General features: G+C 64.9%; 1 protein-coding gene. It reads left to right on the plus strand.

Annotation, left to right across the window (positions count from 1 at the left end; translation table 11 throughout):
• Window positions 1-289: 289 nt before the first annotated feature.
• Entirely contained in the window at window positions 290-1,282 is a 993-nt protein-coding gene (locus tag ACOVRJ_RS18850) for an IS110 family transposase (RefSeq protein WP_422045365.1), read from the plus strand.
• Window positions 1,283-1,299 lie beyond the last annotated feature (17 nt).

Here is a 1,299-nt window from a genome sequence, read left to right on the forward strand (position 1 = left end):
GCCTTGTATCTTCCAGTAGACCGTCATACCAAGTAGTCGTGGGAGGCGGTGGTCAAGTGGGCAGAGGCCGGCGCGGTGGGCAACGCGCAGCGTTGTCCACGGCAAGCGGGCCGGTTCGAGCGCAGCTCGAACTGTCCACTTGTCCACCGCGTGGTGTGGCGTTGCGCTTTCGCGGCCGGTGCGCCAAATCCGATATGCCTATGAGCACGCAGCTCGCGGGTTAGCTCCAGGTCAACGCACCGGCTCCTTCCCTCCAACCGTGTAGCCCGAACAGTTGTCGATCATGAACATGCATCTGCAAGGTGGGGTAGCCAGTGGCGTGCAGCGGCCCAATGCCGGGGTCGATGTGAGTAAGCAGCATCTCGATGTCTGTTTGCACTCATCATCCGGCCGGTTGGGCAACGACGCGCAGGGGTGGAGCGAGCTGGTCGCGATGCTCAAGGCCGCGGAGGTCGACCTGGTGGTCATCGAGGCCACCGGCGGCTACGAGCGAGGGGCGGTTTGCGCGCTGCAGGCTGCTGGCGTTGCGGTCGCACGGGTCAATCCTCGGCAAGCGCGGGACTTCGCCAAGTCGATGGGCATTCTGGCCAAGACCGACCAGGTCGATGCAAGAACGCTGCGCGATTTTGCCGATGTGCTGGCCAGGCACGACAAGCGGGGCCAGTACATCACCCCGATCGAAGAGCCTGCGCGCCGGGAGCTGGGCGAGTTGATGGACCGGCGCCGTCAACTCGTGGAGATGCGCGTGGCCGAGCACAACCGGAGTGAACACGCCGGGCCGCGTGCCCGCCGGTCCATCGACAGCGTCATCAAGCTGCTGGACAAGCAACTCGGGCTGATCGAGGGCCAGATCGACGATCACATGGACCGGCACTTCAAGAGGCAGCGCGAACTGCTCGACAGCGTCAAGGGTGTGGGGCCCGTGACGATCCTGACGCTGACGGCGGCGCTGCCTGAGCTCGGTCGGCTGGGACGGCGCCAGATCGCCAAGCTGGTCGGTGTGGCCCCGTTGGCTGATGACTCGGGATCGCGACAGGGAAAACGCCGTGTCTGGGGCGGCCGCGCCAACGTGCGCGCTGTCGTGTACATGGCCGCGATTGTCGCGATCCGCCACAACGCCGTGATGCGCGCGTTCTATGAGCGCCTGCTAGCAGCCGGCAAGCCGAAGAAGGTCGCCATCGTGGCTGCGATGCGCAAACTGCTGACCATCCTCAACGCCATGCTGCGAGACCAGAGACTCTGGGATGCGACGCGCCACCTGAACATCGCGCAGCCGGGTTGACTTTGAAGACAGTTGCT

The organism is Roseateles sp., from assembly GCF_049240545.1.
GTDB lineage: Bacteria > Pseudomonadota > Gammaproteobacteria > Burkholderiales > Burkholderiaceae_C > Paucibacter_A.

Coding starts and splice junctions, on each gene's coding strand:
- ACOVRJ_RS18850 (WP_422045365.1), top strand. CDS start 290: ATGCATCTGCAAGGTGGGGTAGCCAGTGGCGTGCAGCGGCCCAATGCC.